22 protein-coding genes are annotated in these 26,877 nt (G+C 58.4%); 10 read left to right on the plus strand and 12 right to left on the minus strand.

Annotated features, from left to right (window positions below; translation table 11 throughout):
• The 3 genes from ACTZWX_RS11575 to dkgB are packed head-to-tail and all read left to right on the plus strand — an operon-like array spanning position 1 to position 2,111.
• Positions 1-318 carry a hypothetical protein gene (locus tag ACTZWX_RS11575; protein ID WP_444714057.1) on the plus strand — a complete coding sequence of 106 codons (318 nt, stop codon included), beginning with the start codon at positions 1-3 and terminating at the stop codon, positions 316-318.
• On the plus strand, positions 305-1,297 hold the full coding sequence (locus ACTZWX_RS11580) for an alcohol dehydrogenase catalytic domain-containing protein (RefSeq protein WP_444714058.1): 993 nt from the start codon (positions 305-307) through the stop codon (positions 1,295-1,297). Before ACTZWX_RS11575 ends, ACTZWX_RS11580 begins: the two co-directional genes overlap by 14 nt.
• 10 nt (positions 1,298-1,307) lie before the next feature.
• Positions 1,308-2,111, plus strand: a complete 804-nt coding sequence (dkgB, locus tag ACTZWX_RS11585) for a 2,5-didehydrogluconate reductase DkgB (protein ID WP_444714121.1) — start codon at positions 1,308-1,310, stop codon at positions 2,109-2,111.
• A 147-nt stretch (positions 2,112-2,258) separates the two neighbouring features.
• Here the strand turns inward: dkgB and ACTZWX_RS11590 are convergent, their stop codons facing one another.
• The 10 genes from ACTZWX_RS11590 to urtA all read right to left on the minus strand — a co-directional run bounded on the left by ACTZWX_RS11590 (position 2,259) and on the right by urtA (position 14,066).
• Positions 2,259-3,428: a MerR family transcriptional regulator gene (locus tag ACTZWX_RS11590; RefSeq protein ID WP_444714059.1), complete on the minus strand. Its 1,170-nt coding sequence runs from the start codon at positions 3,426-3,428 to the stop codon at positions 2,259-2,261.
• Positions 3,429-3,649: 221 nt separating this feature from the next.
• Complete coding sequence (locus ACTZWX_RS11595; RefSeq protein ID WP_444712881.1) at positions 3,650-4,264, minus strand: tyrosine-type recombinase/integrase; 615 nt, start codon at positions 4,262-4,264, stop codon at positions 3,650-3,652.
• A gap of 219 nt (positions 4,265-4,483) precedes the next feature.
• Positions 4,484-5,731: a hypothetical protein gene (locus tag ACTZWX_RS11600; RefSeq protein WP_444714060.1), complete on the minus strand. Its 1,248-nt coding sequence runs from the start codon at positions 5,729-5,731 to the stop codon at positions 4,484-4,486.
• Positions 5,728-6,924 carry an MbnH family di-heme enzyme gene (locus ACTZWX_RS11605; protein WP_444714061.1) on the minus strand — a complete coding sequence of 399 codons (1,197 nt, stop codon included), beginning with the start codon at positions 6,922-6,924 and terminating at the stop codon, positions 5,728-5,730. Before ACTZWX_RS11605 ends, ACTZWX_RS11600 begins: the two co-directional genes overlap by 4 nt.
• Positions 6,925-6,929: 5 nt before the next feature.
• Positions 6,930-7,916, minus strand: a complete 987-nt coding sequence (locus tag ACTZWX_RS11610) for an MbnP family copper-binding protein (RefSeq protein ID WP_444714062.1) — start codon at positions 7,914-7,916, stop codon at positions 6,930-6,932.
• Positions 7,917-8,434: 518 nt separating this feature from the next.
• Entirely contained in the window at positions 8,435-9,133 is a 699-nt protein-coding gene (gene urtE / locus ACTZWX_RS11615) for an urea ABC transporter ATP-binding subunit UrtE (RefSeq protein WP_444714063.1), read from the minus strand.
• On the minus strand, positions 9,133-9,957 hold the full coding sequence (gene urtD / locus ACTZWX_RS11620) for an urea ABC transporter ATP-binding protein UrtD (protein WP_444714064.1): 825 nt from the start codon (positions 9,955-9,957) through the stop codon (positions 9,133-9,135). The genes urtE and urtD overlap by 1 nt, the downstream gene beginning before the upstream one ends.
• Complete coding sequence (gene urtC, locus ACTZWX_RS11625; RefSeq protein WP_444714065.1) at positions 9,954-11,087, minus strand: urea ABC transporter permease subunit UrtC; 1,134 nt, start codon at positions 11,085-11,087, stop codon at positions 9,954-9,956. The genes urtD and urtC overlap by 4 nt, the downstream gene beginning before the upstream one ends.
• Before the next feature lie 3 nt (positions 11,088-11,090).
• Complete coding sequence (urtB, locus tag ACTZWX_RS11630) at positions 11,091-12,695, minus strand: urea ABC transporter permease subunit UrtB (protein ID WP_444714066.1); 1,605 nt, start codon at positions 12,693-12,695, stop codon at positions 11,091-11,093.
• A gap of 72 nt (positions 12,696-12,767) precedes the next feature.
• Positions 12,768-14,066, minus strand: a complete 1,299-nt coding sequence (gene urtA, locus ACTZWX_RS11635; RefSeq protein ID WP_286921022.1) for an urea ABC transporter substrate-binding protein — start codon at positions 14,064-14,066, stop codon at positions 12,768-12,770.
• Positions 14,067-14,407: 341 nt separating this feature from the next.
• On the opposite strand from urtA, the gene atzF reads away from it, so the two are divergent.
• The 5 genes from atzF to ACTZWX_RS11660 all read left to right on the plus strand — a co-directional run bounded on the left by atzF (position 14,408) and on the right by ACTZWX_RS11660 (position 22,830).
• A complete protein-coding gene (gene atzF, locus ACTZWX_RS11640) occupies positions 14,408-16,249 on the plus strand; it encodes an allophanate hydrolase (RefSeq protein ID WP_444714067.1) in 1,842 nt (613 codons plus the stop codon).
• A 119-nt stretch (positions 16,250-16,368) separates the two neighbouring features.
• Positions 16,369-20,001, plus strand: a complete 3,633-nt coding sequence (gene uca / locus ACTZWX_RS11645; RefSeq protein WP_444714068.1) for an urea carboxylase — start codon at positions 16,369-16,371, stop codon at positions 19,999-20,001.
• A gap of 398 nt (positions 20,002-20,399) precedes the next feature.
• Entirely contained in the window at positions 20,400-21,101 is a 702-nt protein-coding gene (locus tag ACTZWX_RS11650; RefSeq protein ID WP_444714069.1) for a GntR family transcriptional regulator, read from the plus strand.
• Between the two features lie 402 nt (positions 21,102-21,503).
• Positions 21,504-21,776: a ComEA family DNA-binding protein gene (locus ACTZWX_RS11655; RefSeq protein ID WP_061332622.1), complete on the plus strand. Its 273-nt coding sequence runs from the start codon at positions 21,504-21,506 to the stop codon at positions 21,774-21,776.
• 109 nt (positions 21,777-21,885) lie between these two features.
• Complete coding sequence (locus ACTZWX_RS11660; RefSeq protein WP_444714070.1) at positions 21,886-22,830, plus strand: DMT family transporter; 945 nt, start codon at positions 21,886-21,888, stop codon at positions 22,828-22,830.
• Positions 22,831-22,854: 24 nt separating this feature from the next.
• Here the strand turns inward: ACTZWX_RS11660 and gloA are convergent, their stop codons facing one another.
• Positions 22,855-23,397: a lactoylglutathione lyase gene (gene gloA, locus ACTZWX_RS11665; RefSeq protein ID WP_431474033.1), complete on the minus strand. Its 543-nt coding sequence runs from the start codon at positions 23,395-23,397 to the stop codon at positions 22,855-22,857.
• Positions 23,398-23,598: 201 nt separating this feature from the next.
• Positions 23,599-24,738 (minus strand): alkane 1-monooxygenase, encoded by a 1,140-nt coding sequence (locus ACTZWX_RS11670; RefSeq protein ID WP_444714071.1) that lies wholly within the window; start codon positions 24,736-24,738, stop codon positions 23,599-23,601.
• A 257-nt stretch (positions 24,739-24,995) separates the two neighbouring features.
• On the opposite strand from ACTZWX_RS11670, the gene ACTZWX_RS11675 reads away from it, so the two are divergent.
• Positions 24,996-25,652, plus strand: a complete 657-nt coding sequence (locus tag ACTZWX_RS11675; RefSeq protein ID WP_444714072.1) for a GntR family transcriptional regulator — start codon at positions 24,996-24,998, stop codon at positions 25,650-25,652.
• Positions 25,653-25,847: 195 nt separating this feature from the next.
• Positions 25,848-26,864 (plus strand): DUF6160 family protein, encoded by a 1,017-nt coding sequence (locus tag ACTZWX_RS11680; protein ID WP_444714073.1) that lies wholly within the window; start codon positions 25,848-25,850, stop codon positions 26,862-26,864.
• Positions 26,865-26,877: the final 13 nt, after the last annotated feature.

Here is a 26,877-nt window from a genome sequence, read left to right on the forward strand (position 1 = left end):
ATGAGTGGCTGGCTGGCATATCCGGGAACGCCGGAGGAGCACGTTCATCGCGCCAACCTGTGGCGCAACGTCGCCGGTGACAAGCCCTATGTTTCCTTTATTCACTTGGACTACCTCAACGATCCCAAGGCGCCGCGTAGACGTCATCGCTTCGGCCTTCAAACCGGGCGGGATGGCCTGATCCGGGAGCTGGAGGAAATGCAGAGTGCTGGCGTGAACCACATTGGACTTCATTTCCGGCGTAATCAGGCGCCGGTGGATGAGTCACTACGACTCGTTGCCCAAGATGTTCTGGGAGTGTTTCATGAAACAAACTGAGAGACCAATAGCTTGGGGCGTGGTGGGAAAAGACAGACCCGCCATCGCCCTTCAACGGAAGAATCTGAATTCTATACCGACCCCAGGCCCGGAAGATGTAGTCATCCGGAATGAATACATCGGCCTGAACCCGGTTGATTGGAAAATGATCCGGAACTGGCCGGCGAATTGGAATATCGGTCACGTACCCGGCGTTGACGGCGCAGGCACTGTGCTCAGATTGGGCGAAAACGTGAAGGGTCTTATACCCGGACAAAGGGTGGCCTACCACCAGGATCTGTACCGGGACGGCAGCTTTGCCAGCCACACCGTGGTCGATAACAGGGCTCTATTGAAAGTTCCGGACACCCTGCCGCTGTTACTGGCAGCTTCGCTGCCCTGCCCATTGATGACCGCCTGGCAGGCGATCGAAAAAGTCCCGCGTCGACCGGAAGCCAATGTCCTGATTACAGGAGCTGGGGGCATGGTTGGACGCTTTCTGATTCAGCTGGCCGCGCAGCGGAATTACCGCGTAACAGCCATGGCTTCGCCCCGCCATCACAAGACGATTCGTCAGTTGGGAGCCGAAAGCGTGATTGCCTGGGACACCCAGTCGCTTAAAACCCAGTTTTTCGCTGTGTTTGACACCGTGAACGCCCAGCATGCTGCGTCGATGGCCGACTGGATTGAAGCGAATGGCCACCTGGTTTGTATTCAGGATCGTCTGGAAACACCGCCGGTGCCAGCGTTTGATAAGGCCATCTCTCTGCACGAAGTCGCTCTGAACGCACTGTTTCGCGTTGGCACTGATCGCCAATGGGCTCAATTCCGCCAAGCCGGAGAGGACCTTCTCACCATGGTGGCCCATGAAAACCTGCGCGCCCCAGAACCTCACATCGAAGACATGGCAGCACTTCCTGACGCGCTGGAGGAACTCACAACTCAGGATCGCCCACTTAAGACGGTCATCGACGTCCGTCACTTTGCAAATGGGGAGTAAACCATGACAACTGCTATTCCAAACCCCCGGTCTTGGCACCTTCCGCCTGAAAGGCGACGACCTGAAATCTGCTGTTACCGAAGCGCTTGATTTGGGTTACCGTCACATCGACACCGCTCAGATTTACGAAAATGAAGGTGAAATCGGGGACCTGCTTTCTACCTCCGGCATTGATCGGTCGGAGCTGTTCATCACCACCAAGGTTTGGTACGAAAACTTGACACGTGACAAGTTCATTCCCAGTGTGCGCGAGAGCCTTACCAAATTGAGGACAAACTACGTTGATTTATTGCTGATCCACTGGCCGTCGCCGGATGAGGAAGTCCCGATACAGGAGTACATCGCCAAGCTGGTCGAAGCCAAGAAACAGGGCCTTGCGAGAGAGATCGGAATCTCCAACTTCACCATCGAACAGATCAGACGTGCTATCGGCATTGCCGGAAAGGGCGAGATTTTGACTAACCAGGTGGAGGTCCATCCTTTCCTACAGAATGACGCGGTAGTCGAGTTCTGCCAACGAAATGGCATTGAGGTAACGGGTTTCATGCCATTGGCAGTCGGCAAAGTTCTGGAAGACGAGACTCTGCACAGAATTGCTGAAAGCCACGACGCAAAAACCCCAGAAGTAGTGCTTGCCTGGTTAAGACAAAGGGATATTGTAGCGATTCCCTCATCTACCAAACGAGCGCATCTGGCATCGAATCTGAAGGGGATGGAATTGGTTTTATCTGACAAGGAACTGTCTGAAATAGCAACGCTGGATAGTAACCATCGAATAGCAGATCCAGACTTTGCGCCAAACTGGGACCAATAGAATCAGTGGTGAACGGCGACCATGAACGTTTAATTCTGCATGGTCGCTGATTACTATAGCAGCGAGCATGTTCGCCTTTGTTTAGGTGTCGCGTGGGCTGCGGGACGGCCGGAAAGAGGGCATTCGAGATGGAGCAAGCCGTTCTGTCTAATCGACCTTCAAGATGAACATCTCATAACCAAACTCACCGAAATACTGGTCAATAATTCCAATCTCTCGATCAATGTCGTTCAGTGCCATCGATTCTGCCATCTGAGGCTTCAATTCATTGAGGCGTGAGCGTAAAGGTTCATAATAATTTGCCCATGCCTGCTGGCTCAGGGAAAAATGATCAATTACCGTATATCCCGCCCGCCGGATTTGTTGCTCACGTAAAGAAACTGACTGCATGTCAGGATATTCTTGATGCCAAAAGTCCACGGCGGTCTGACTTGGCGTGTCTGTCAGCCAGACCAAATCATTCACCACGATGCAGCCTTTTGGCTTCAGGAATTTTTTCCAAGTTGTAAGCGCTTTCTCAAAGCCCATAACGTAGGCCGACGCTTCTGCCCAGATGAGATCGAAGCTGCCAGTCTGGAATGGCAAATCCGTCATACTTGCGCATTCGGTTCTCACTCGGTCTTGAAGACCTTGCTCAACAAGCCGTTGTTTCAACGCCTCCAGTGCGCTTGCTTCATTGTCTACGGCCACGACCTGAGCCTGAGTCTTTTCAGCAAGTATGATAGTGGCAAGGCCCTTGCCACAGCCGATATCGACCACTTGGGTTGGTATGATAGGCACTAGCGCCAGAGCTTTAACAGTATCTTCTTCAGAACCTGGTCCCCACCGGTCAAGGCCCTGGAAAACGGCCATAAAGTCGGCCATGTATTGGTCATGTTGATTCATATCTTTAGATAACCATTTCAAATGCAGGGCTTGCCGCTCACTAAAGCCTTGCTGTTTAATCCAATCCAGGTAGGCGTCGGGTGCGACCCGATCAGTTACCTGATGCCAGGAACGCAGCGAGCCTTTACCGAGCAATGCAGAAAGCAGGCGACTTGCTCTCTGCTTTGCTTGGATCTCAGCATTCAACTGCACCATTCGGCGTTGCAGCATGTCTCTATCGAGCTTGCCATCGAGGCAGTCCTTGCACTCCTGGAGACTCAGCCCCCCGGCTTGTAGCTGTTGCAACAGCCGAAGGCGCTGGAGGTCCTTTTCCCCATAAAATCGATATCCGTTCGACTGACGCTGGCCAGTGATTAGTCCTTTTCTTTCGTAATACAACAAAGTTGATCGGGACAGACTGAGCTGTGCAGCCAGCTCTGAGATTCGATACATGACACCCCCCAACTTTGCTACTACAGATAGAAGGTAAACTATGAAGTTATAGACGGGTCAACAACGAACGTGGTTTTGAGTCAGTTTACAATTTCCCGAAAACCAGGCCAATGTTCGCTTTTGTTTACGACTAAAGGAGCCTGATCGAAACCCGAAGGTGATCATCAACCGGATCTGCCAGCGTCTGCAACATCCAGCGACCAACGAGCCAAGTTACGCATTTAGATCTCAATACTCTCGGCTATCTCCAGAGCATCCTCGACCTCCACACCAAGGTACCGCACGGTGCTCGACATATTCGTGTGTCCCAACAGCAACTGGACGGCTTGAAGATTCTTGGTCTTCTTGTAGATCAATGTCGCTTTGCTGCGTCTCATTGAATGGGTTGCATAGACTGAAGGGTCAAGTCCAATGCTGGTAATCCACTTTTTGACAAGGCGGGCGTATTGGTGGGTAGTGATATGGTCGAACTTTCGTATCCGGCTCGGCCACAAATAATCCATACCCGAGAGTCCGCGCAACTCGATCCATGCTTCGACCGATTCGCGCGTCTTTTTGGTTATCTCAAACTGAACAGGCTGACTGGTCTTCTGCTGGATGACTTGCGCCCGGTCCAGAACCTCACCGTTTCTGGAAATATCTCGAACCAAAAGCTTTACCAAATCGCAGGATCGGAGTTTGCAGTCAATTGCCATGTTGAACATCGCCAGCTCGCGGATATTCTTCGCTATCTCTAACCGAATACGGATAGCCCATATTTGTTCGAGTTTGAGCGGTAGCTTCTGGCCGACGAGCTTCCCTTTGTTCCAAGGAACTTTGCTGGTAGAAAACGTCATGACGTGGCCCTCTTTGGAGGGTAAGGGCCTTTAAGTATGGCTCAGAAATTTGTTTTCTGTTGGCCAACCTGGTCGCAAAGCGAACATTCATGTTGGGCGATCACGGCCTTCAGAAGGGGCGCCGGTTTACTAGCGACTGCTGGCTGCCAGCCCCAGCGCACCCGGAATCTGGGCAGCAAGCCTGCCCAGCTGCACCGAAGACGCCTGATCCAAGCTAATTTAGTGTTGGTGGCCCCGAGTGCGACTCTGTGGCCATAGGCGGCCCTGCCAGACCACACCAAGTGCGAACCTCAGTTCATCGTCTGCCAGGGTTTCGTCCTGAATGACTTCTGCCCGAAAGGCGACATCTGGTCGCCACTGGTAACGCCAAACCGCGGTGTATCGCATCGGGTCATGGCCTGATGCATTGGCCAACCCTGAGTCCTCAGCCAAAACAGGGGCAGCGGAACCGATGAGATGATTATCCATAGTCAGAACCTCTCCTCGCACACCAAGCGTATGTCGGCGCCAGGAGACCGACGGCTCCAACCAGAACCCCTGCTGATCTGCGTCTAGACGAGCTTGCCTGCCAACTGCATCGTGAACCGTTCCGTCCATAGCAAAGCGCATCCATTCCCCTTCCAACCCCATTACCCAGTCAGTCGAAAGCCGGTACTCCAGGCCAGCGTGGATGCCATAGACATCCACGTCACCGGTGAAACGGGTATCGGGGAAAGCTTCAGCCGTTGCGCCGGGCGGTGCCACCGGGGTGTGGGTATGACCTCCGCCATAGCGGTGATCAGCCCGCGCGCTGGCGTTCGCGCGATAATACCAGCCACCGGCGGTGGTGCGGATGCGGCCAGCGCTCCAGGCATGCCTGGCAAAAACATCCCAGGCACCGTCACCGTCGGTGTTGGCGGGAAACGCCTTACCGCGCCAGTACTCGGCGCCGGCCGACCAGCCTGCCGTTTCATGCCACCACAGGCGCACCCCCTCATCGTGAAAATCCCGCCCGAAAAACACGTCGTTCACGAGCGGCGATTCGCTCGCCAGACGGTCGCCGGCGTGGGCCGCCAACGAGGGCGAAAAGGCCGAGCTCATCCGCCCCACCTCCAGCACCCAGGGCCCCGGCTCCTCGCAGCATTGGAATCCGAGGTAGGCGTGCTGGACTTCGGCGCTGTCACCGTGTCCATCACCGCCGCCATGTGTCCCGACCTCAATCACGGCGAATGTCCGCTCATTGATTCTGGCACCAAGACCCAACAAGGCTTCGTCAACCGCCACGCCCTTTTCGTAGGGCCAGGCATGGCCGCCCATGAGCGTGCCCGGTATCTGCCAGTAGTCGTTCTGTTCCACAATGTCGTCTGATCGCCAGGTCGCCACAACGCTGGCCGAAAGCTCAACCGGGCCATCGCCGGGTATATAGTGGCCAAACGTTGGCATGGCCATGCCAAGCCCAGTCAAAAGCATAAATGTTTTTCGAATCATGGTGTTTCCTGACCGGTACTGTTCCAGGGATTGCTGAAGCGGGGATTGGTGATGAAGGATTCGTCAGTGAGCGACTCAAGGAAAGCAACGACGTCGTCGATTTCCTGCTCGCTGATTGCAAATGAGGTGATGAATCCATCCTTAAACGGATTCATTCGGCCATCACCGGGGTTGGGGCCTGTGGTCAGCACCCGTCCGCCAGCGGCGTAGTTCCGGATGACACCCTCAAGGGTCTCCACGGAGCCATCGTGATTGTAGGGCGCCGTCAGGGCGATATTACGCAGCGTTGGGGCCCGGAATTGTCCCATGTGATCGGGATCACCCGTCACCTCATGGCGGCCGGTATTGGGTTCCGGGTAGCCGCCCATGCCATCCACGTTGTAAAGCCCGGTGTTGTGGAACATCAACTGATTGAACGTGGTCAGCCGGTCCACGGTGGCATCGGAGAAATTATAACCGGCGTGACAGTGGAAGCACTCCAGACGCTCGCTGTTGAACATGCGCTCGCCCCGCTGTGCAGACGCGGAGAGTTCCCCCCGGTCGAACTTAGAGTCAAATGACACCAGACCACGCACGAACGAGGCGAGCGCCTTCACAACGTTGTCCCATGCGAGATCGCCAAACAGCGGGTCGTTTTGCTCTGGAAAGGCCGCCTGGAATAGCGGCCCGTAGGTCGGATCTGCTTGCAGGCTCCGTAGCACCTGTTCCGAGTTCGCTTCATTCAGGCCATGCTCCACCGGATCATCGCCAAAGAGCGGTAGTAGAATCTGGCGCTCGATGGTTCCGAGGCTCGGGTTGCCCCAGGTCACCGTGGATGCCCAGGCAACATTCACGAGCGGCTGACTGTTACGCGGATGCTGCTCACCCGTGGCGCCAAACGGTCGCGCCACGCCATCACTAAAAGCCTTGTCTTGCTGATGACAGCCAGCGCAGCTGACCGTGCTATTGGTCGAAAGCCTGCGATCATAAAACAGATGTCTACCAAGCTGGAACTTGGCCTCTGTCATCGGATTGTCTTCCGGCTCCCTCGGCAGGGGGATGGATTCCGGCAAGCCCCAGTCAAATGAGGACACCCGCGCACCCTGGTCATCCACCGTGGTGGAACTGGACTCCAGACAACCGGACAGGAGCGCCGACACGCACAGCAGAAGCGCGGGCCAGACAGGCCCCGCGCGAAGCTTCTTAACAAACATACTGATTAGCGCTCGACAATCGAGAACACCATAGCGTTGGGGTTACCGCCGGTGTTTGGTTCGCCGCCCCAAGGCAGGGCTAAACGTTCAAAAACGGCGTCACACTCCGGGTCTGTCGGTCCGGACATACACCCTGGCGCCCCACCATTGTCCTGGCCAAGATTCGATCCTGCCACCAGGGCGGCGTAGTCGATCTGGACCGCCAGATTCTCAAGCTCCAATGCGCCCACCGGCAGTGTTACCTGCAGCCGGTTCTCATTAGCACAGGTCTCGGGGTCAGTGCCCTCAGCCGGTTCACTCGTAGAAACCTCGCAACCGGTACTTCCGAGATGAACGTTCCACTTCTGACTTAAATAGCTGGAGTCGGACGGCCGGGTGACACCACCGCTTGGTAATACATCAGTCGCGAGGAATTTATAGCCATTCTGCCAGTTCCAGGTCATCCCAGCGGCCTGTCCCGGACTGCGAAGCGGCTCCTCGGCACTGGTGGGGTTTGCATGATTGAGATCGAACGGCACGCCGAGAGTGAATTGCACAGACTGGATTGTGACAGCAGGATCCAGCGTTACGGAGCCCTGAACGGCATCTTTAAAACCGGGATTGTCGTCAGTGCCAGCTGTGCAAACATCCACCAAATCGCCGTCGTCGTTCACATCGGCTCTGTCCCGGAAATCCAAGAGCGCGACATCGGCGTTCTGGCCTGCAGCGGAGGGGTCAAGCGAAACGGGGATCACCTCGCCCTGGTCCGTCACCAGTGCCAGGTCATGCACAAAGAATCGGAAGTCAGCAAAACTAACCTCTGTACCCGAGGTGCCGAGGCCTGTGAAGGTGTTGCCGCAGGTCACCGGGTCCGAGCCAACAACTGCCTTGAAGGGGAGGCTTAGCTGGGTTTCAGCAGACTGCTGGTTCGTGTCTGAAGAGGAGGAAGACCCACCACAACCCGCCAGAGCGAGAAGCCCAGAAACTACTCCCAGACCAACGCATTTATTCATAACATTCTCCGTGTCATTACGGCTATTATTTCGTTCGGGGAAGTATGAGAGAGGGTTTGCCAGAAAAGTATGTGGCACAGTGTCGCACCCTATCAGCCGCGCCTGCTACCAGCAGACAATCTGCGGCTAATAGGAAGGGATCCCAGCTGAAGGACGTGCTCCAAAGCCGCAGAGCACCAAATACCAGAGCAAAGCTATGCCCAGGGTCATGATCACGATGGCTGGCCCGACCGACACATCGAAGGCAACAGAGATGTCGATCGCCGTCAGGTGGCCGGCGATGGCAGAGCAGGCTGCGCGGAGTGTTTCAGGGAGAGAGAAACGTGTGGACATGAGCGGCCGTGGATGTTCGCTTTTGTTTATTAGCCAATCGCCGATGCTTTGTCGAACTGCCCCCAAATTTGCGTAGTTCGCCTCAATTAGTTCGAAAACAAAAACTCCGTACCAAGCATCACTCGGCACGGAGTCGTTATGTTCAGGTCTTATAGGACTCTCGAAGCGGGAGAATATCCAGGTGGCTAAACCGTCAGGTGCTTCCTGATAAGTTCATCCGTCAACCCCGCAATCTCATCCCCAGCAACCCTCCTCCCCCGATCCAAAATCGCAAACCGATCCGCATACTTCCGCGCAAACGGCAACTTCTGCTCTACGAGTAGAACGGTCAGTCCATCCTCCTCGATAAGCCTGCGGATCACTTCTCCGATTTGAGCTACGATGTTCGGCTGAATCCCCTCCCCCGGTTCATCCAGTATCAGCAGCCTGGGCTCAATCACCAGCGCCCGGCCGATAGCCAACTGCTGTTGCTGCCCACCAGAAAGGTCACCGCCTCTGCGGTGTTTCATTTCCTTCAACACCGGAAACAACTCATACACCCGTTCGGGGATTTTCTTGCTGCCATCTTTGCGCACAGCCAGGCCGGTGCGGAGGTTTTCTTCTACGGTCAGAAGGGGGAATATCTGCCGGCCCTGGGGCACGTAGCCGATACCGAGGCGTGATCGGTCTTCGATTTTCTTTTTGGTCAGTTCCACATCTTGGGCGAACTCGATGCTGCCGCTGCTGGTGGTTTCCTCGCCCATGATGCATTTCATCAGGGTGGTTTTGCCCACGCCGTTGCGGCCCATTACGCAGGTGCACTGGCCCTGGGGGATGTCCAGGTCCAGGTCCCAGAGGGTGTGGCTTTCCCCGTAGTATTGGTTGAGCTTCTGGATTTTGAGCATTACGCCTCCTCCCCCAGGTATACCTTGATCACTTCCCGGTCGTTGGAGACCTGGTCCATGGTGCCTTCGGCCAGTACGCTGCCCTGGTGCAATACGGTGACTTTGCGGGCGATGGAGCGCACAAAGCCCATGTCGTGTTCCACCACCACTACGGACTGTTTGCCGGCCAGGCTGGTGAGCAGTTCGGCGGTGCGTTCCATTTCCTGTTCGGTCATGCCGGCGACGGGTTCGTCTACCAGCAGCAGCCGGGGTTTTTGCATCAGCAGCATGCCGATTTCCAGCCACTGCTTCTGGCCGTGGGAGAGGATGCCGGCGGGTTTGTCCCGCAGGGTTTTCAGTTTGATCATCTCCAGCACTTCGTCGATGCGGTCCCGGTATTCGGGTTTCATGATGGCGGTCAGGGTTGGGAAAATGCGCTTGTCAGTGGCCATGGCCAGTTCCAGGTTTTCAAACACGGTGAGGGCTTCAAACACCGTGGGTTTCTGGAACTTGCGGCCGATGCCCAGGCTGGCGATGTCGGGCTCGTTCATGGTGAGCAGGTTGTGGCGGCTGCCGAACCATACCGAGCCGGTGTCTGGCCGGGTTTTACCGGTGATGATGTCCATCATGGTGGTTTTGCCCGCGCCGTTGGGGCCGATGATGCAGCGCAGTTCGCCGTCGTCGATGGTCAGGTTCAGGTTGTTGATGGCCTTGAAGCCATCAAAGCTCACGTTCACGTCTTCCAGGTACAGGATGGGGCCGTGGCGCACATCCACCGGGGAGGCGGCCGGAGCCAGGAATTCAAATACCTGTTCGCGGTTGGTGAGTTGTTCAAACATGCTCATGCGGTGGCCTCCTGCCCGGTGGCGATGTCGTCTTTGGCTTTTCTACGCTTCTGCAGCAGTCCGGCAATGCCCTTGGGCAGAAACACGGTCACCAGCACAAACAGCGCGCCCAGGGCGAACAGCCAGGCGTCCGGCATTACGCCGGTGAACACGGTTTTGGCGTAGTTCACCAGGATGGCGCCGATCACCGCCCCGTATAGCGTTGCGCGGCCACCCAGGGCGACCCACACCACGATCTCGATGGAGAACAGCGGTGAGAATTCGCTGGGGTTGATGATGCCCACCTGCGGCACGTACAAGGCCCCGGCCACGCCCGCCAGCATGGCGGACACCACGAACACAAACAGCTGCACCCGTTCCACCCGGTACCCCAAAAAGCGAGTGCGGGCTTCGGCATCCCGGCAGGCCACGCTTACCCGGCCCAGCTTACTGGTCACAATGCCCCGGCAAATCAGGTAGCCAATGGCCAGGGCGATGCCGGTGGCGATGAACAGCCCCAGGCGGGTGGCGTCGCTGCGCAGGTTAAAGCCGAGTATGTCCCGGAAATCGGTCAGGCCGTTGTTGCCGCCAAAGCCCATTTCGTTGCGGAAGAAGGCCAGCATCAAGGCGAAGGTGAGCGCCTGGGTGATGATGGACAGGTACACCCCGGTTACCCGGGAGCGGAAGGCCAGGAAGCCAAACACCAGCGCCAGCAGGCCGGGAGCCAGCAGCACCATGATGAAGGCAAACCAGGCCATGTCGAAGCCCTGCCAGTACCAGGGCAGTGTGTCCCAGTTCAGGAACACCATGAAGTCTGGCAGTACCGGATCGCCGTACACGCCCCGGTCGCCAATCTGGCGCATCAGGTACATGCCCATGGCGTAACCGCCCAGGGCAAAGAAGGCACCGTGGCCCAGGCTGAGAATGCCCAGGTAACCCCACACCAAGTCTACCGCCACCGCCAGCAAGGCGTAACACAGGTATTTCCCCAGCAGGGTCACCGTGTAGGCGCTCACATGCAGGGCGCTGTCCTGTGGCATGAACAGGTGCAGAAAAGTGACTACTATCAAGGCGCTGAACAGCACGCCCAGGAAGATTTGGGTTGAACGCTCCTGCAGGGGCCGGAGCAGCCAGGTTGTTGATGAAGCCATAACTCAGCCCTCCGCCGCTCGGCCTTTCTGGGGAAAGAGCCCCCTCGGTCGTTTTTGAATGAACAGGATGATCATTACCAGCACCATGATCTTGGCCAGTACCGCGCCAGCCCAGGGTTCCAGAACCTGATTGATGGTGCCCAGGGTCAGCCCGGCTACCAGGGTGCCCCAGAGGTTACCCACGCCGCCGAACACCACCACCATGAAGGAATCGATGATGTAGTTCTGGCCCAGGTTGGGGCCCACATTGGTGATCTGTGACAGCGCTACACCGGCCAGTCCGGCCACGCCGGAGCCCAGGGCAAAGGTCATGATGTCCACTTTGGTGGCTTTGATGCCCATGGAGCGCGCCATGGCCCGGTTCTGGGTAACGGCGCGCACTTCCAGCCCCAAACGGGTGCGGCGCATAATCAGCATCAACCCGGCGAACACCACCAGGGCAAAGCCGATCACGTACAGGCGGTTGAGGGTGAGGGATAGCGCCTCGTTGATCATGATGGAGCCGCTCATCCACTCCGGGGTCACCACGGTGCGGTTCAGCGGGGAAATCACGGTGCGCACCAGCTGCTGCAGAATCAGGCTGATGCCGAAGGTGGCCAGCAGGGTTTCCAGCGGGCGGCCTTTAAGGTGCTGGATCACGCTGCGCTCAATAATGATGCCCGCCAGTGCGGCCACCATGAACCCGGCGGGGATGGACAGAATCAGCGCCAGGCCCGGTTGGCCGGGAAACAGTTGCTGCATGCCCCAGGTGGTGTAGGCACCCAGCATAATCAGTTCGCCATGGGCCATGTTGATCACGCCCATTACGCCGAAGGTGATGGCCAGGCCGATAGCGGCCAGAACCAGCACCGAGCCGAGGGAGAGACCGAAGTACAGGGTTTCGGCGGCTTTGTTCAGATTGAGTTTCTGTTCGATGCTCGCCAGGGCTTTTTCGGCAGCGGCCGCCATGGCTGGGTCACCGCTGTTGGCGGCGTTATTCAGGGCGGCCCGAACGCGGGCGTTCAGGCTGCCGGAGAGTTGTTCGATGGCGTTGATGTCGCCTTGTTCCAGTTGGTGGATGGCCAGGGCATTGGCCAACAAATCGCGAACCTGGCTGTTTTCTTCCACCTCAAGCCGTTCTTTAATCAGCGGCGCCATCACCGTGTCTACCCGGCCCAAAAGATGGCGGGCGGCTGCGCGGCGTGCCCGGTGATCAGCCACACTCAGGTCAACCACCGAGAGAATACCTTCCACCTGGCTGCGCAGGGCGTTATTCACCCGAATGCTGTCCAGATCCCGGCGAGACATCTCGCCCATGCTGTCACCGTTCACGGCGCTGGCCACCTGCCAGTTGCGGCCGGTGTTACTGGTTACCAGCACCACGTAGCCAGAGATTTTCACCGTTGCCAGGCGGCCGCCGGCAAAGGCTTCCAGCCAGCCACGGGCACGTTCATCGCCGCTTTCTGCGATCTGTTTCAGTACCTTGCTTTTTTCAGCGTTGCTGGCTTCTGCGAGCCGTTGCAAGAGAGTTTGGGCGGTGTCGTCCTGCACCTGGGCAGTGGCCACCGCAGGCCCCAGGGCCAGGCACCAGGCCAAAGCGAGCCCGGCGAGCAGTCGGAAGATGCTCATGGTTCATTCCTGTTGGCGTTGAATGAGGTTGGAAACACCGGGCAGGCAGGCTCACCTGCCCGGTTGGTTCACTTAGTTGGAAGCCACTTCCGCAGAGCCACCGCACTTGCCGGTGACCACGTTGAAGTTGCCGCAACGCAGCGGGGCGCGCCAGTCACTGATCAGGTCTTTGGAACCTGGCAGGAAGTCAGACCAGGCATCGCCGGCCACGGTAGACGGCGTTTCCCAGACCACGGAGAACTGGCCGTTGTCCTGGATTTCGCCAATCAGTACCGGCTTGGTGATGTGGTGGTTGGGCATCATGGTGGCAATGCCGCCAGTCAGGTTGGGTACGGCTACGCCGATGATCGCGTCTTTGATGGCGTCGACATCGGTGGTGCCGGCTTTCTTCACCGCCTCAACGTACATGTTGAAGCCAATGTAGTGGGCTTCCATGGGGTCGTTGGTGACGGCTTTTTCGTCGCCCTTGAACTCTACCCAGGCGTCGATGAAGTCGTAGTTGGCTTCGTTGTCCACGCTCATGAAGTAGTTCCAGGCGGCCAGGTGGCCCACCAGCGGTGCGGTGTCGATGCCGGAGAGCTCCTGCTCACCCACCGAGAAGGCCACCACCGGAATGTCGGAGGCGGATACGCCCTGGTTACCCAGCTCCCGGTAGAACGGCACGTTGGCGTCACCATTGATGGTGGAGACCACGGCGGTTTTCTTGCCGGCGCTGCCAAAGCTCTTGATGTCGGAAACGATGGACTGCCAGTCGGAATGACCAAACGGGGTGTAGTTGATCATGATGTCGGCATCGGCCACGCCCTGGTCTTTCAGGTAGGTTTCCAGAATGCGGTTGGTGGTGCGCGGGTATACGTAATCGGTGCCCGCCAGTACCCAGCGTTCAACGCCCAGTTCGTTCTTCAGATAATCCACCGCCGGAATGGCCTGCTGGTTGGGCGCAGCGCCGGTGTAGAAGACGTTCTCGGAAGATTCCTCACCCTCGTACTGCACCGGGTAGAACAACAAGCCGTTCAGCTCTTCCACCACCGGCAGCACGGATTTACGGGAAACCGAGGTCCAGTTGCCGAAAATCACGTCCACTTTTTCTTTTTCCAACAGCTCCCGAGCCCGCTCCGCAAACAGCGGCCAGTTGGAGGCGGGGTCTACTACGACCGGTTCCAGCTTGCGGCCCAGTACACCGCCTTCGGCATTCTGCTTTTCAATCAGCATCAGCATGGTGTCTTTCAGTGCGGTTTCACTGATCGCCATGGTGCCGGAGAGGGAATGCAGAATGCCCACCTTGATAGGGTCTTCCGCCGCCATGGCGTGGAAGGAGACAGACAATGCCAGTGCAGACAGGCCCATTTTCACGTGTTTTTTGATGCTCATGTTGCGCGTCCTTTTCGTTGGGTTATGAGTCGTCAAACGCAACGGGGTGATTGCATCTGCCGTTCCAACTCTTACAAAAAGCATTACACAACAACAATTTATCTAGTATACAAGCTATCGACTCGCCGCTAACGCCCGTTATTTACCCGGTTTAAGGCCTGATTTTGGTGCCTTCTGGTGTGATTCTGCGCCTTGCTGGTGCATGCCGGTTTTGCCCAATCATCATGCAAAAACCATTAACCAACTGTTTTTAATGAATTAGTTACTTTTTTCGGATGTCTGGCACGTCGCTTGCCATTGCTCATGTATACAAGTTTGACCACACATGAGGACGACATCCCATGCCAACTTCCCTTGGATGGACGATCACAGACTGGCAACAGGCCTATAGAGAAGGGGCAGAGCCGGAAGCCCTGATCAGCAAACTGCTGGATTACCTGAAAAGTAACGACAACGCCTGGATCTCCCGGCTGAGCGGCGAGGGTTTCCACCAGGCCATGGCGGAACTGGCTGACAAGCTGGAGGGCGTCGACGGTGATCTGGAAAAATTACCGCTTTACGGCATTCCCTTCGCGGTGAAAGACAACATCGATGTGGCCGGCTTTGAGACCACCGCCGCCTGCCCCGCCTTTGCCTACACCCCCGAACAAGACGCCACGGTGGTGCGCCAACTGAAAGCCGCCGGCGCGGTGGTGATTGGCAAAACCAACCTGGACCAGTTCGCCACCGGGCTGGTGGGCACCCGGTCCCCTTACGGTGCCGTGCCCAACAGTTTTAACCCGAAGGTGGTCAGTGGCGGTTCCAGCTCCGGTTCTGCCTCGGTGGTGGCTCGGGGCCTGGTGCCCTTTGCCCTGGGCACCGACACCGCCGGCTCCGGCCGGGTGCCGGCAGGCCTGAATAACCTGGTGGGGTTAAAGCCCACCAAGGGCCTGTTCAGTATCAACGGTGTGGTGCCGGCCTGCCGGTCGCTGGATTGTGTATCGGTGTTCGGCCTGACCATTGCCGATGCCGCACGGGTGGCTGAGGTGATGGCGGGCTTTGATAAAGCCGACGCCTTTTCCCGGAAAGCGCCCAGCGCCCTGCCTTTGGATGCGCCCGCCATTCGCCGCCCCGGCCCGGTGCAGCGCCTGGCCATTCCCGAGCAACCCGAGTTCTTTGGTGACCAACAGGCGGAAGCGGCCTGGAATACCGCGTTGAGCCAATGGCGCCAGTTGGATACCGCCGGCGTGGAACTCGTGCCCCTGGATTTCAGCCCGCTGCTGGAACTGGCCGCCCTGCTCTATGAAGGCCCATGGGTGGCCGAGCGCCACGCGGCGGTGCAAGGCTTTATGGCAGACCTCGCCAGCGATATGAACGAGACCGTGCGTTCAATCATCAGCAAGGCGGGGAACTTCACCGCCACCGATACCTTTAACGCCCAGTACCGCAAGGAAGAATTGCTGCGGCAGATCGATACGCTGCTGGCTGAAGTGGACGGCCTGCTGGTGCCCACTGCCCCCATCGCGCCCACCATTGAAGCCGTGAATGCTGACCCGGTCGCACTGAACAGCCAACTGGGCACCTACACCAATTTTGTGAACCTGGCGGATTTGTGCGCCCTGGCGGTGCCCGCCGGGTTCCGGGACGACGGCCTGCCCTTCGGCGTGACGTTGATAAGCGGCGCCTGGAAAGATCGGGAACTGCAAACCCTCGCCAGCCAGTGGCTGAACGCCCACCCAACACCCCTGGGCGCCTCTGATAAAGCACGCCCGGAGGAAGTGGTTACTTACCAACCAGCCGTTCCGACCATTCAGGTAGCGGTGGTGGGCGCCCATTTATCCGGCATGCCCCTGAACACCCAGCTCACCGAACGCAAAGCGCGGCTGCTGGAGCAAACCACCACCACCCCCAACTACCGCCTGTTCGCCCTGCCCAACACCACCCCGCCCAAACCGGGCCTCAAGCGGGTGGAAGACGGCGGTGCCGAAATCGTGCTGGAAGTCTGGGAAATGGCCGCCTCGGAGTTCGGCTCCTTTGTTGACCTGATTCCTGCCCCCCTCGGCATCGGCAACGTCGAACTGGCCGATGGCCGCTGGGTGAACGGCTTTATCTGCGAAGGCTACGGCTTCACCGGCGCCCGCGACGTCACCGACTTCGGCGGCTGGCGCGCGTTTATCAAATCGGGAACTGCCACTGCCAACTAATTCGATTCAGCGTCAGCCCCCGCGGGTCCACCCACCCAAGTCGCGAATCGGGGTCAGACCCTGCGGGTCTGACCCCACCCAGCACCGGGCCTGATCCACCTACAAGGAGTTTCTATAACATGTTCAAAAAAGTCCTCATCGCCAACCGAGGCGAAATCGCCGTTCGCACCATCCGCACCCTGAAAGCCCTGGGCATCGGCAGCGTGGCTGTCCACTCCCATGAAGACCGCCACAGCCTACACGTCACCACCGCCGATGAAGCCGTGGCATTGGTGGGCAAAGGCGCAAGCGAAACCTACCTGGACAAGGCCCAGATTCTGGCGGCGGCCAAGCAGACCGGCGCCGAAGCCATCATTCCCGGTTACGGCTTTTTGTCCGAAAACGCCGACTTCGCCGAAACCTGCAAAGCCGAAGGCATTGTGTTCATCGGCCCGACTCCGGAACAGATGCGGGAATTCGGTCTGAAACACCGGGCCCGGGAACTGGCGGAAGCCGCCGGCGTGCCCCTGGCTCCGGGCAGCGGCCTGCTGGAAACCCTGGACGAAGCTCTACAAACCGCCGAGCGCCTGGGCTACCCGGTGATGCTGAAAAGCACCGCTGGTGGTGGGGGCATCGGCCTGACCCGCTGCAACAGCGACAGCGAACTGCGGGATGCCTTCGAAACCGTGCGCCGCCAGGGCCAGAGCTTCTTTAACGACAGCGGCGTATTCCTGGAGCGCTTCATTGCCCGTGCCCGCCACGTGGAAGTGCAGATGTTCGGTGATGGCCAGGGTAATGTGGTGGCCCTGGGCGAACGGGATTGTTCCCTGCAGCGGCGCAACCAGAAGGTAGTGGAAGAAACTCCAGCCCCCAACCTGCCGGCGGCCACCCGCCAGGCCATGCTGGATGCGGCGGTGTCGCTCGGGCAATCGGTGAATTACCGCTCTGCCGGTACCGTGGAATACATTTACGACGCCGACCGGGACGAATTCTATTTCCTGGAAGTAAACACCCGCTTACAGGTAGAGCACCCGGTGACCGAGTCTGTCACCGGCCTGGACCTGATCGAATGGATGCTGAAAATCGCCGCCGGCGAAAGCCCGGACCTGGCGAACTTCAAGCCGGAGCTTAACGGCGCGTCCATGGAAGTGCGCATCTACGCGGAAGACCCGCTGAAAGATTTCCAGCCCTCCCCCGGTGAACTGACCGATGTGTACTGGCCGGAAGACGGCGTGCGGGTAGATACCTGGGTGGAGAACGGCAGTGAAGTCTCCGCCCACTACGACCCGATGATCGCCAAGTTGATTGTGCACGGCAAAGACCGGGCCGATGCCCTTGCGAAACTGCGCACGGCATTGTCGGAAACCCGGCTCATGGGCATCGCCACCAACCTGGATTACCTGCGCCAGGTGGTGGCCCAGACAAGTTTTGAGGATGGCATTGTCTCCACCCGCGCTTTGGAGAGCTTCGAGTTCAAGCCGTCGGTGGCGGAGGTGCTGAAACCTGGCACCTACACCACGGTGCAGGACTACCCCGGCCGTGTGGGTTACTGGAACATCGGTGTACCGCCCAGTGGCCCCATGGACGACTACGCCTTCCGCATCGCCAACCGGATTGTCGGCAACCACAACGACGCCGCCGGCCTGGAAGCCACCCTGATCGGCCCCAGCCTGAAATTCCACAAGGACTCTGTGGTAGCGCTGACTGGCGCACTGACGGATGCCACCCTGGACGGCAAAGCGGTTGAATTCTGGAAACCCATTACCGTCAAAGCCGGCCAGGTGTTAGCCGTGGGCAAGGCCATCAAGGGCTGCCGTACCTATCTGGCGGTACGTGGCGGTTTTGATGTGCCGGTGTACCTGGGCAGCCGCTCCACCTTCGCCCTGGGCCAGTTCGGCGGCCACGGCGGCCGCCCCCTGCGCCCGGGCGACATGCTGGGCATCAGCCAGCTGGAATTGCCCGCCTGCACCACACCGGGGCCAACCCACGACCCCGCACCGGCAGACCCGGACCTGATTCCGGACTACCCCAACCACTGGGAAATCGGCGTGCTCTATGGCCCCCACGGCGCCCCGGATTTCTTCTCGGAAAAATCCATTGAGAAGTTCTTCGAGCAGGACTGGGAAGTGCACTACAACTCCAACCGCCTGGGCATTCGCCTGAACGGCCCGAAACCCGAGTTCACCCGAGAAGACGGCGGCGAAGCAGGCCTGCACCCGTCCAACATTCACGACACCGAATACGCCATCGGCTCCATCAACTTTACCGGTGATATGCCGGTTATCCTCACCAAAGACGGCCCCAGCCTGGGCGGTTTCGTGTGCCCGGTCACCATCGCCAAGGCCGAGTTGTGGAAAGTGGGCCAGGTAAAACCCGGCGACACCATCCGGTTTGTGGCCATTGATAACGACACAGCAGTACAACTGGCCGAACGCCAGGAACTGGCCATCAAGAGCCTGATGGCTCCGCCGGCAGTGACCCTGGTGGCGCCTGACCTGGCCCCATTGAATGGCTTGTCTGCCACCATCCTGGCGCACCTGGACGAAACCGACGGCCGCCCGGAAGTCACCTACCGCCAGGCCGGTGACCAGTACATCCTGCTGGAATACGGCGCCAACGTGCTGGATCTGGGCGCCCGAATGCGCATCCACGCCTTGATGGAAGCCATCGCCGATGTACAACCCAACGGCCTGCTGGAACTGTCTCCCGGCGTGCGCTCCCTGCAGCTGAGATACGACGCCCGCCTGCTGTCCCAGGAAGCACTGATGACCTACCTGCTGGACCTGGAAGCCACCCTGCCGCCCACAGACGAACTGAAAGTGCGCAGCCGGGTCATCCACCTGCCCATGGCCTTCGAAGACAGCGCCACCCTGGAAGCCGTGGAGAAATACCGCCAGTCCGTGCGCGACACCGCGCCCTGGCTGCCTAACAACGTCGATTTCATGCAACGCATCAACGGCCTGCCCAGCCGGGACGACGTAAAAGACGTACTCTTCTCCGCCCGCTACCTGGTACTGGGCCTGGGCGACGTCTACCTCGGCGCCCCCTGCGCCGTGCCCCTGGACCCAAGGCACCGACTGCTCACCTCCAAATACAACCCGGCCAGAACCTACACCGCCGAAGGTACTGTGGGCATCGGCGGCATCTACATGTGCATCTACGGCATGGATTCCCCAGGCGGCTACCAGCTGGTAGGCCGCACCCTGCCGATCTGGAACAAATACCTGAAAAACAAACAATTCGCCGAAGGCGCGCCCTGGCTGCTGCGGTTCTTCGACCAGGTGTGCTACTACCCGGTCACCGAAGACGAATTGACCGAAATGCGCGACCAGTTCCGCGCTGGCAAGCTGGAGATCAGGATCGAAGAGGAAACCTTCGATCTGAAATCCCACCAGGTCTTCCTAGACGCCAACGAAAATTCCATTGCCGAGTTCCGCAAACTGCAGCAGACGGCCTACGCTAAAGAGGTGGCTTTGTGGAAGGAAAGCGAAGCCGAAGAACTCGACCGCCTGGCCAAGGCCCCGCCAAAACCGGATACCTCAGACCTGGAGCGGTTTGGGGAGTTGGTAAGCGCGGAGATTGCCGGCAATATCTGGAAGTGCCTGGTGAAGCCGGGGGATACGGTGGCGGAGGGTGATCCGTTGGTGATCGTAGAGGCTATGAAGATGGAGTTCGAGGTAAATGCGACGCTGTCTGGCACCATCAGTGCTATGCATGTGGAGCCTGGGAAGTCGGTTACTCCCGGGGAGCCCCTGCTTAGCATCGAAGTTTGATTACGGTTGCTGGTTGCTGGTTTCGGGTTTGGGAGATCGGCGCTTTTGGTGCTGGCCTTCTGTTTAGGCGAAATCGCCGCTGTGCGGGTTGGCTCCAGTGATTGCGGCTTGGAAAAAGTGATTACGATTGACTGAAATTGGGTGTGAAATGACGCGCCAACTCCACCTTCTCGGCAAACGCCTCTCGCAGGCTTGGGGAGTCGGGGGTGGGGGGCGGAGTGGCTTTTCAAAAGTGTGTGCGACAGGGATGTCGCACTCAAGCCTACAGGGACGTATTCACGGCGTCTTTTGAAAAGCCACTCCGCCCCCCATGCCCAGCGCCAAACTCCAAAACAAGAGGACACCCCCAAAGAGGGCAAACTCCGAAAATGAAAACGACCACTAAAAGAAAAGCCTCCATGGCAGACAGGGTTTATGAAGCCCTGAAGGACGATATTTTTGAGTTCCGCCTGATTCCCGGAGACAAATTCAGCGAGGGCGACGTGGGTGCTCGACTGAATGCCAGCCGGACACCGGTGCGCGAGGCCCTGTATCGGCTGCAGCGGGAAGGCTATGTCGATGTCCTGTTCCGCAGCGGCTGGCAAGTCAAGCCGTTTGATTTTCAGCAGGTAGAAGAACTCTACGACTTGCGGATTACCCTCGAGCGGGCCGCCATGCACAAAATCTGCGCCCTGCCCGAAGAACCTCAAACCCTGCGCACCCTGATTGCCATCTGGAACCCGGACCACCCCTCCGAACGGGCCGTCGGCAGCACCGTGCGGGCGCTGGACGAGAGCTTTCACTGTGATCTGGTGGCCGCGGCAGGCAATCGGGAGATGACCCGTATACACCGGGAGATTACCGACCGCCTGCGGATTATCCGTCGGCTGGATTTCACGCGGGACGACCGGGTGGATGCCACCTATATAGAACACTCACAGATTCTGGAAGCCCTGCGCACCGGCCATGCCACCGATGCCGCGGACCGGTTAACCCGGCATATCCGCTCCAGCCAGAAAGCGGTGCGGGAAATCACCATGGAGAAGATAAAAGAGGCCGCCGAAGCCCATCGTGGCGGGCAAGAAATTGCCCAGAAAAGCCCCATAAAACAATTAACTTAGGTTCACCGGCAATCTCACAGCGCTGTAGGAAATATCGCACACACCAACAGGCAGATGTCCGATTCTTAATGATCCGGCCAGGCGTAGAATGAGCATTGTCAGGGATGACAAGCCAGCACGGACGTTGGCTCAGGGGTGGAAACTCCACTTAACCGGAGTTGCCCGATGGAACAGGGCTTACAGGGACGAACGCAAGGACGAAGTGCTCAGGATGATGCGCGCCTGATGGATTAGGCAGGGGTCAGCCACGGAATTGGGGGACTACACGGACTGTGGTCCCGTTCCGTGCACTTACACAGCCTACCGTTTTAACGTTTCTCTCATCGCTCCACCCCATTACCCACACCCACGGTTTGTTACTCCTGACGTCTCATAACAACGTCTTTAAAAAGGAGTTCTCCGATGAAACACACAGGCATTCTGGCTACCCTCGTTCTGCTGTTCTCCCTGGCCACAGGCTTCGCCCACGCTGAACAGCCAGCCACCATCAATATCAATCAGGCGGACGTTGCCACGCTGGCCACCCTGAACGGCATTGGCGAGAGCAAGGCCGAGGCCATTGTGGCTTACCGCAGTGAAAATGGCCCCTTCCAGTCGGTGGAAGACCTGGCCAATGTGAAAGGCATCGGCGCACGGACCGTTGAGCGCAATGCTGATCGGCTGTCTGCCGAGTAAGCGTTAAAGCCTTCCGGGCAGCCCTGGCTGCCCGTTCTTTCCCCTATAGCGCCAACTGCCAGCCACTGTTACCCTTTTTGGCTTTACATTCATTGCGTTGGCCACTTTCATGATTCATGGCGCTTTACTCATCGCGTTTGCGGCCCTGCTGTGGGGCACCACTGGCATAGTTGCCAAATTCCTGTTTACCGGCACCGAGTTGACCGGCATTACGCTTGCGCTATTGCGCCTGGTGGTTGCGTTGCCGTTTTTCTACCTGCTGATGCGGCGGGAACAGCAGCAGCTGGAATTACAGCATCCCGGCCAGAAGGTCGCCGGTAGCTCATTGCGCGGGCTCAGCGCCAAGGCCCTATTGCCATTAGCGGCAATGGGGTTGTTCCAGGCGTTTTATCAGGGCAGTTATCTGGTGGCAGTGGATTTGACCGGGGCCGGTATTGCTACGCTCATCTCACTGTGCCTGCCGCCGGTTCTGGTGGCCATTCTGGCGGCACCCATGTTAGGCGAGAAGCCCGGCCCGCTGACCCTGGCGGCGGCGTTTGCGGCCATCCTCGGCACTGGCATGCTGGTGGCCAGTGATATGGACACGGCCGGTACCTTGCGGCTTGCGGGCATTCTGATGGCGTTGCTTGCCGCCGCCGTATACACCGGCTTTACTCTCACCAGTCGCTACAATTCCGCCGGCACACCGGTGTTCACCACAGCCTTTATCTGCTTTCTGACCGCCGCCCTTCTGTTATTGCCGATAGTGGCGCTTACCGGTGGCTTTGCCGGGCTGGCCAGCCTGGGGCTGTCGCACTGGTTGATGGTGCTGTACATCGGCGTGGTGCCAACCTGTATTGGCTACCTGTGTTTCTTCGCGGGGATGAAGACCACTCTGGCAACGCTTTCCAGCATTATTGTCACGCTGGAACCGTTGTTTGTGGCACTTCTGGCCTGGCTGATTCTGGGGGAGGTCCTGGGGCCCATCGGCATCACCGGGGCGCTGATACTGACCATTGCGGTTATTGTGGCTTCCCGTTACGGCAATGCCCCCGGCAACAGTCGCTCAGACTGAAGCCGGGGCTGTGTCAGGCCAGCCTTACTTGCGCTGTTTTTCCAGCATGTTGGGCTGCAGAATTTCAATCCAGTAGCCATCCGGGTCTTTGATAAAGGCCAGGCCTTTCATCTTGCCGTCGTCCGGCTTCTTCACAAACTCCACGCCCAGTTTCTCAAAGCGCTCGCAGGCAGCGTACACATCTGGCACGGCCACACCAATGTGACCAAAGCCCTGGGGCTGGTCGTTGCCGTTGTGGTAGGCAAAATCAGCGTCGTCTTCCGTGCCCCAGTTGTGGGTCAGTTCCAGCATCGCTTCCCGGCCAAAGGTGAAGGTGGTGCGGTGGGCGTCATCGTTTGGTACGAGCTGCGCCTGTTTGTCGTCCAGGTATCCCAGGAAATACAGGGTGAACTTCATTTCCGGGAAGTCGAGCTTGCGCACCAGGCGCATGCCCATCACGCGGGTGTAAAAGTCCATGGAGCGCTCGGGCTCTTTGATGCGCATCATGGTCTGGTTGAAAACGTAGCCTTCGGTCTCGGGAACCGGGGCGTCGTAAAGGCCCGGTGCCTGTTCGAAATGCTTGGGCATGTCGAGTGTCCTTATCGGATTGAGGGTTCAGCCTGTAAACCTGTGTGCCCTCGCCCCGGATTTCAAGGGCACAAAAAAAGACCCCGTGAACCAGAGACGCATTCACGGGGCTTCAAGGCCGGGTATTACCCCGGCATTCTCCAGAGACACTCTGAAGGCTGTAGTGCCCCGGCCGTGCAGACCGGGGCCATGAAAGGACTGTCAGGAAGTCAGCTGGTGCTCTTCACCCTGATAGTAGGCTTCTACCCTTGGGTTCATTACCTTGCGCCAGAGTGGCGGGATGCAGGCCAGCACCACCATGGCGGCGTAACCAGCGGGCAGCTGCGGTGCGATGTCGTGGTGGCGCAGCACCTGGTAACGACGCTTGGCAAAGGCGTGGTGGTCACTGTGGCGCTGCAGCTGGAACAGGAACACGTTGGTCAGGAAGTAATTGCTGTTCCAGCTGTGTTCCGGAGTGGTTCGCTCGTAGCGGCCGTTGTCCAGCTTGCGACGGTGCAGGCCGTAGTGTTCCAGGTAGTTCACAATCTCCAGCAGGGTAAAGGCGATGAAGCTCTGGCCCAGGAAGAAGGCCGCGCCCAACCAGCCGAACGCGACCGTGAAAGCCACCAGGGCCAGCAGGCTGATGCCGTACCACCAGATCAACTCGTTACGCCAGCTTAGAGGCGCCTGGCCCTTGCGCTTGAGCCGCTCAGCCTCCAGCTTCCAGGCGTTGGCGAAGTTACGCACATAGGCCTGGGGCAAGAAGTTGTACAGGGACTGGTTGTAGCGTGAGGACGAGGCATCCTCCGGGGTGGATACATGCACGTGATGGCCCCGCAGGTGCTCCACCTTGAAGCCCGCGTAGCACACCAGTGACAACAGAAAGCCACCGGCCCAGGGTTCCAGCTTGCCATCTTTGTGGATCAACTCGTGGGCAACGTTGATGCCCAAACCGCCCACAATACCGATGGACACCACCCAACCAATGGCGCCGGTAACGCTGAATACGCCGGAGGCCAGGGTGACCATGCTCCAGATCAGTAACACGGCATAGGCGGCTACCCAGCCGAGCGTAATCACCTTGTAGAACTTTTCCTGATTCAGCCGGGGCACATCATCCTGCTCATCCGGGTTCAGGGCGTCTTTGCCGAGCATCATGTCCAGCACCGGAATGATGCCGAACACCACCACCGGCACACCCCAGGCGAACAGGTTCACCAGGCCGGAGCTCTCACCGGCTGCCAGCAGCAGCGGCGGAAGCACCAGCGGAATCATGGCAATCAGGTAGCTGTATTTTTTCAGGGTAATCAATACCCGCCGGCGGCCGGCTTCGGTGCGCAATGCGATCTGACGTGAGCTCATGGTAGCCCCCCCTTGTTGTAGGACGTTGTGTCGGGATGTGGATCTCAGCCTTACTTTTTCTGCATTATTGTCCTACAATATATCAGTCGTCAAGCGCTACCCTAGTTATTTTTTGATAATTGTCACGAAACACCCGCCCTACACGGGTCTGAATCCATCAATAAAAAGGCTGTGATAAACTCATGCGCGTTCAACCATCTGCCGGCGTACTGCCCTCTTTGGCCAGCCGGATCGTTCAACCTGTTCAGAGAGCCCTTATGGATTTTCAGGTGCCCAACACCCTGGCGGAGCAGATATCCAACTACTTGGCGGAACGCATCATGACCGGGCAGATCCGCCCCGGGGAGCGCATTCAGGAAGCCACTCTGGCGAACGAACTCAAGGTCAGCAGGGCATCGGTGAAGGAAGCCTTGTATACCCTGGAGCGCTGGCACCTGGTGGAAATCACCCCCCGCAAAGGCGCCTCAGCCACCAAACTGAATGCCGATTACGCCTCGGAACTGTATGACGTGTACATGCACCTGCTGATGATGCTGGCCGCCCGGCTGTGTGAGCGCTGGCAGGAATCCGACAAGCAGATGATGCTGAATGCCGTGGCCCAGGTGGTGGAACAAGTGAAGCAACCGGCCACCGACATTACCGCAGTGGTGGAGGCGAGCTTCGGGGTGATGGAGGCCTGCTGCAAAGTGGTGGACAACCCATACCTGACAGAAGCCCTGTCGAACTTCAAGCCGGCGGTCAGCCGCGCTTACTATCTCAGTGCCGAGCGCTACCGCCAGGGGCTGGCCCAAACCAGCCAGTTTTTCTCTGAGCTCCCCCAGGCGGTTCTGGCCAGAGACGCCGACAAAGCCCAGACACTGATTCGCGGCTTTGCCGAGCACCAGAAACAGCTGATTCGACAGGCCCTGAGCTGAGGCACCGATCATCTGCTGCTCAGGGTGTGATCAGTCTCACAGATCCTTCCAGGGCACCGGCATAAAGTAACACTGTGTAACTATTAACCACCGCAGCCTTGGTCCTGCTGTCCCTGCGGCCCGTCAGAGAGCCTAACGCTGAGCCTTCAGGCCTCTGAATAACAACAAGAATGCCGAACGGAATCCGGGGCCCTTATGTTCTCTTACACTGCATTGACCAGCAGATCCGCACTGGCCGGCGCTATTGCCGCCATCTCACTCCTGCCAGCGACGGCTCTGGCGGATTTCCGCCCGCTGGATGATGCCTCCATGGCCGCCGTTACCGGCCAGGCTGGCGTGTCCATCGAGCTGGAAACCAAGCTCAGCATCGACCGGCTGACCTGGACCGACGAAGGCTCGCTCAGCGTTAACGGCCTTCGGCTGTCCGGCCACAACGACACCGTACTGGATAACCTGAAGCTGACCATCGACATCGCCGGTGAGGGAGAGGTGCTGGAACACGGCTTTTCCGAGATTGCCCGGCGCGCCAACGCGGGCCTGCTGGACACCAGCAATCCGGACGTCGCCGATGCCCTGGCGACATACTCCGTGGCAGGCAGTTTTGGCAAGCAGTTCAACAGCGGTGATCTGGTGATTCACCTGGGCGCCACCGATTACGGCGACCCAACCAGCCTCGACGACTACCTGCAAGCAGTGGATTTTGAACTGGCCATCGACAGCATTACCAACTCCGGCACGGATGGCAGTACCAACCTGTTTTCAGACATTAACCTCCAGGGCTACATCGGCCCCACGGATCTGGTCATCCGTAACGGTGGCAGCTCTACCCGCACCCTGGCCAATGGCAATACCGTCTCCGGCTCGGAACTGCAGCTCGACACCCATTTTGAGGTGACAGACGGCAGCCTGAACTGGGATGCCGCCGATGTAATCCTGATTTTCAACTTCGCCGCCGTGGGCATTGAAGGCCTGCAGATTCATAACCGCAGGGGCAACGACACCCTCGGCCATTTCGGCATGGCCCACGCCACCGCCAAATTGTCTCGCGGCACCGGGGCGACCTCTGGCAAGGAAGGCCTGTCGATCCATGAGGTGGAGTTCCGGGCCGACATCGACATGCCGGTGTTCAAGGTGGGTGGCACCAGCATTGGCTCGGTTCAGTTCACGGATTTTGTCATCAGCGACACCACCATGATGGTGTACGGCCACTGACGGCTCCGCAATT

This window comes from Marinobacter sp. NSM, assembly GCF_052380025.1.
In the GTDB taxonomy this organism is placed as follows: domain Bacteria; phylum Pseudomonadota; class Gammaproteobacteria; order Pseudomonadales; family Oleiphilaceae; genus Marinobacter.

What these genes read in the sequence shown, in the direction of transcription:
- ACTZWX_RS11650 (WP_444714069.1), top strand. Translation starts at nt 20,400, where the DNA reads ATGGCAGACAGGGTTTATGAAGCCCTGAAGGACGATATTTTTGAGTTC.
- ACTZWX_RS11600 (WP_444714060.1), bottom strand. Translation starts at nt 5,731, where the DNA reads ATGATTCGAAAAACATTTATGCTTTTGACTGGGCTTGGCATGGCCATG.
- urtE (WP_444714063.1), bottom strand. Translation starts at nt 9,133, where the DNA reads ATGCTCAAAATCCAGAAGCTCAACCAATACTACGGGGAAAGCCACACC.
- ACTZWX_RS11580 (WP_444714058.1), top strand. Translation starts at nt 305, where the DNA reads ATGAAACAAACTGAGAGACCAATAGCTTGGGGCGTGGTGGGAAAAGAC.
- ACTZWX_RS11590 (WP_444714059.1), bottom strand. Translation starts at nt 3,428, where the DNA reads ATGTATCGAATCTCAGAGCTGGCTGCACAGCTCAGTCTGTCCCGATCA.
- ACTZWX_RS11670 (WP_444714071.1), bottom strand. Translation starts at nt 24,738, where the DNA reads ATGAGCTCACGTCAGATCGCATTGCGCACCGAAGCCGGCCGCCGGCGG.
- urtD (WP_444714064.1), bottom strand. Translation starts at nt 9,957, where the DNA reads ATGAGCATGTTTGAACAACTCACCAACCGCGAACAGGTATTTGAATTC.
- urtC (WP_444714065.1), bottom strand. Translation starts at nt 11,087, where the DNA reads ATGGCTTCATCAACAACCTGGCTGCTCCGGCCCCTGCAGGAGCGTTCA.
- ACTZWX_RS11595 (WP_444712881.1), bottom strand. Translation starts at nt 4,264, where the DNA reads ATGACGTTTTCTACCAGCAAAGTTCCTTGGAACAAAGGGAAGCTCGTC.
- ACTZWX_RS11605 (WP_444714061.1), bottom strand. Translation starts at nt 6,924, where the DNA reads ATGTTTGTTAAGAAGCTTCGCGCGGGGCCTGTCTGGCCCGCGCTTCTG.
- ACTZWX_RS11660 (WP_444714070.1), top strand. Translation starts at nt 21,886, where the DNA reads ATGATTCATGGCGCTTTACTCATCGCGTTTGCGGCCCTGCTGTGGGGC.
- ACTZWX_RS11575 (WP_444714057.1), top strand. Translation starts at nt 1, where the DNA reads ATGAGTGGCTGGCTGGCATATCCGGGAACGCCGGAGGAGCACGTTCAT.
- urtA (WP_286921022.1), bottom strand. Translation starts at nt 14,066, where the DNA reads ATGAGCATCAAAAAACACGTGAAAATGGGCCTGTCTGCACTGGCATTG.
- ACTZWX_RS11610 (WP_444714062.1), bottom strand. Translation starts at nt 7,916, where the DNA reads ATGAATAAATGCGTTGGTCTGGGAGTAGTTTCTGGGCTTCTCGCTCTG.
- atzF (WP_444714067.1), top strand. Translation starts at nt 14,408, where the DNA reads ATGCCAACTTCCCTTGGATGGACGATCACAGACTGGCAACAGGCCTAT.
- uca (WP_444714068.1), top strand. Translation starts at nt 16,369, where the DNA reads ATGTTCAAAAAAGTCCTCATCGCCAACCGAGGCGAAATCGCCGTTCGC.
- ACTZWX_RS11680 (WP_444714073.1), top strand. Translation starts at nt 25,848, where the DNA reads ATGTTCTCTTACACTGCATTGACCAGCAGATCCGCACTGGCCGGCGCT.
- ACTZWX_RS11655 (WP_061332622.1), top strand. Translation starts at nt 21,504, where the DNA reads ATGAAACACACAGGCATTCTGGCTACCCTCGTTCTGCTGTTCTCCCTG.
- urtB (WP_444714066.1), bottom strand. Translation starts at nt 12,695, where the DNA reads ATGAGCATCTTCCGACTGCTCGCCGGGCTCGCTTTGGCCTGGTGCCTG.
- ACTZWX_RS11675 (WP_444714072.1), top strand. Translation starts at nt 24,996, where the DNA reads ATGGATTTTCAGGTGCCCAACACCCTGGCGGAGCAGATATCCAACTAC.
- gloA (WP_431474033.1), bottom strand. Translation starts at nt 23,397, where the DNA reads ATGCCCAAGCATTTCGAACAGGCACCGGGCCTTTACGACGCCCCGGTT.